Raw genomic sequence first — 2,824 nt, 5'->3', positions numbered from 1 at the left:
CTCATACGCCCTGGTTCTCGGCTCCGGAACGCCGCCCGGCCGGGAAGCAGACCCCACGGCCGGCCATGACCCATATATGTGACGGCCGTATGAGAAATAGGCGTGACGCGCTCTGAGGGTTTCTTATGCGACGCCCGGAACGGAATTATTCACCGAACAGAGCCGACCACACCGTGCTACTGTCGCCCTTAGTTGCAGTTGTGGTTCCCAAAAAACTTCAAGTGCCTTCACCTCCTTTACCGGCAGGTGCGAGCACTTTTGTATTTCCGGTCATTACCGGCGGGGCGATCATCGCGGCGACACGGAGTTCGCACAATGCGAGCTCCGGGCACTGCCCCTAAGGAGATCAGACATGGCCAATGGCACCGTGAAGTGGTTCAACTCGGAAAAGGGCTTCGGCTTCATCGAGCAGGACGGCGGCGGCCCCGACGTCTTCGCCCACTACTCGAACATTGCCGCCCAGGGCTTCCGTGAGCTCCAGGAAGGCCAGAAGGTGAACTTCGACATCGCCCAGGGCCAGAAGGGCCCCACGGCCGAGAACATCGTTCCCGCCTGACGCTCACGCGCACTTCGCAGCTGGGGCCCGCACCTTGGGTGCGGGCCCCGACTCGTGCATTTAATGCACCCTCCAGGGCCACGGATCTTCTTTGCGAACACCCTGACTTCGTCACCGGATTTCGCTTGTCCGCCGTGCCCCCGGCCGGAACGTATCTCGTTCCCGCGCATCCGCCCGCAGAACATGTGCCGCCGGCCGATTCGCTGCACGCATCCCCCGGCCCGTTCTCGCGATTCTCCGTGCCGTGCTCTCGCGCTTACGCTGCGGAAATTCCTTGGTACGTGCCGCATCAAGGAAGGTTCCGCATGAACCGCACACGCATGAACGACCACTCCTCCCGCGCCCGCCACGGCGCGTCGTCCCGCGGACGCTCCGGCACCCCGGGCGGCCACGGGCGCCGGCCGTCCGCACCGCAGGGCGAGTTCGCCCTGCCCGTCACGGTCACCCCGGCCCTTCCGGCCGTCGAGGCGTTCGCCGACCTCGCGATGCCGGCACCGCTGCTGGCCGCGCTGGGCGGCGAGGGCATGACCGTGCCGTTCCCGATCCAGGGGGCGACTCTGCCCAACTCCCTCGCGGGCCGCGACGTACTGGGCCGTGGCCGCACCGGTTCGGGCAAGACCCTCGCCTTCGGACTCGCCCTCCTCGCCCGTACGGATGGCCGGCGCGCCGAGCCGCGCCAGCCGCTCGCCCTGGTCCTCGTCCCCACCAGGGAACTGGCCCAGCAGGTCACCGACGCGCTCACTCCGTACGCCCGCGCCCTGCGGCTGAAGCTCGCCACCGTGGTCGGCGGCATGTCGATCGGCAGGCAGGCCCATGCGCTGCGCGCGGGCGCCGAAGTCGTCGTCGCCACGCCCGGCCGGCTCAAGGACCTCATCGACCGCGGCGACTGCCGGCTGGACCAGGTCGGCATCACCGTCCTCGACGAAGCCGACCAGATGGCCGACATGGGCTTCATGCCCCAGGTCACCGCGCTGCTCGACCAGGTGCGCCCCGAGGGCCAGCGCATGCTGTTCTCCGCCACGCTCGACCGCAACGTCGACCTGCTGGTCCGCCGCTACCTCAGTGACCCGGTGGTCCACTCCGTCGACCCGTCGGCGGGCGCGGTCACCACGATGGAGCACCACGTGCTGCACGTGCACGGCGCGGACAAGCACCGCACGACCACCGAGATCGCGGCCCGCGACGGCCGGGTGATCATGTTCCTGGACACCAAGCACGGCGTCGACCGGCTGACCGAACACCTCCTGAGCAGCGGCGTGCGCGCCGCCGCCCTGCACGGCGGGAAGTCCCAGCCGCAGCGCACGCGGACCCTGACCCACTTCAAGACCGGTCATGTGACGGTCCTCGTGGCGACCAATGTCGCCGCACGCGGAATCCACGTCGACAACCTCGACCTGGTCGTGAACGTCGACCCGCCGACCGACCCCAAGGACTACCTCCACCGCGGCGGCCGTACCGCCCGCGCCGGTGAGTCCGGCAGCGTCGTCACTCTGGTGACGCCGGGCCAGCGGCGCGACATGAGCCGTCTGATGGCCGCCGCGGGCATCACCCCGCAGACCGCTCAGGTGCGCTCCGGCGACGAGGAGCTGAGCCGCATCACCGGGGCACAGGCCCCTTCGGGTGTCCCGGTCACCATCACCGCGCCGGCCGCGGAGCGCCCCCGGCGCGGCAACTCCTCCCCTTCACGGGGCCGTCGCAGCCGCAGCGCACAGGACCGGCGCACCGACCGGGCTCCGCGCCGCGCGGCCAGGGGCCCGTCCGCCGCAGGCTCTGCGGCCTAGGTGTGCCGGAACGGCACACCTGGAGCCCGTACGACCGTCAGGCCCACCCACACCCTCCCCGCCTGTGAGGCACCATGCGCTGCGTCATCGCCCGTTTCCCGTTCGACCTCACCAAAGACGGAGTGCTCGACGCGATGAAGGGGGTCAAGCCCGAGCCCGTCACGGGTGACTCCGTCATCATCGGCCGCCGCCATTACCCCATCAAGCAGGTGGGTGCGGTCGTCACACGGCAGGACCGCCGCGACTTCAGTGCCGGGGAGGTCACCCGCGCCATGACACGGCTCGGCTTCACGTGCCGCACCCCTTCCGAGGACGCGGCCCCGAGCGGTCTCACCCCCTTCCAGACGGCGTCGGCGCTGCTCGGCGCCCCCACCCCCGGGTAACACCAAGAAGCAGACGCAGTAAGGGCCCTGCCGGCGCGCGCCGGCAGGGCCCTTACTGCGTCTGCTCCATGCGCCCCCGGTCTCTTATAAACAAATCCGAGCCC

General features: G+C 69.6%; 3 protein-coding genes. All 3 read left to right on the top strand.

Annotated features, from left to right (window positions below; translation table 11 throughout):
* Positions 1-352: 352 nt before the first annotated feature.
* The 3 genes from ACQKIP_RS44375 to ACQKIP_RS44365 all read left to right on the top strand — a co-directional run bounded on the left by ACQKIP_RS44375 (position 353) and on the right by ACQKIP_RS44365 (position 2,720).
* Complete coding sequence (locus tag ACQKIP_RS44375) at positions 353-556, top strand: cold-shock protein (RefSeq protein ID WP_190084283.1); 204 nt, start codon at positions 353-355, stop codon at positions 554-556.
* A 305-nt stretch (positions 557-861) separates the two neighbouring features.
* Positions 862-2,337 (top strand): DEAD/DEAH box helicase, encoded by a 1,476-nt coding sequence (locus ACQKIP_RS44370; RefSeq protein WP_365862377.1) that lies wholly within the window; start codon positions 862-864, stop codon positions 2,335-2,337.
* Between the two features lie 74 nt (positions 2,338-2,411).
* On the top strand, positions 2,412-2,720 hold the full coding sequence (locus tag ACQKIP_RS44365) for an SCO5918 family protein (RefSeq protein ID WP_365862375.1): 309 nt from the start codon (positions 2,412-2,414) through the stop codon (positions 2,718-2,720).
* The last annotated feature ends 104 nt before the right edge of the window (positions 2,721-2,824 follow it).

This window comes from Streptomyces sp. NPDC059900, from assembly GCF_050270335.1.
Taxonomy (GTDB): Bacteria; Actinomycetota; Actinomycetes; order Streptomycetales; family Streptomycetaceae; genus Streptomyces.
This window is presented reverse-complemented; position numbering and strand designations above follow the sequence as displayed.

Coding starts and splice junctions, on each gene's coding strand:
- ACQKIP_RS44375 (WP_190084283.1), top strand. CDS start 353: ATGGCCAATGGCACCGTGAAGTGGTTCAACTCGGAAAAGGGCTTCGGC.
- ACQKIP_RS44370 (WP_365862377.1), top strand. CDS start 862: ATGAACCGCACACGCATGAACGACCACTCCTCCCGCGCCCGCCACGGC.
- ACQKIP_RS44365 (WP_365862375.1), top strand. CDS start 2,412: ATGCGCTGCGTCATCGCCCGTTTCCCGTTCGACCTCACCAAAGACGGA.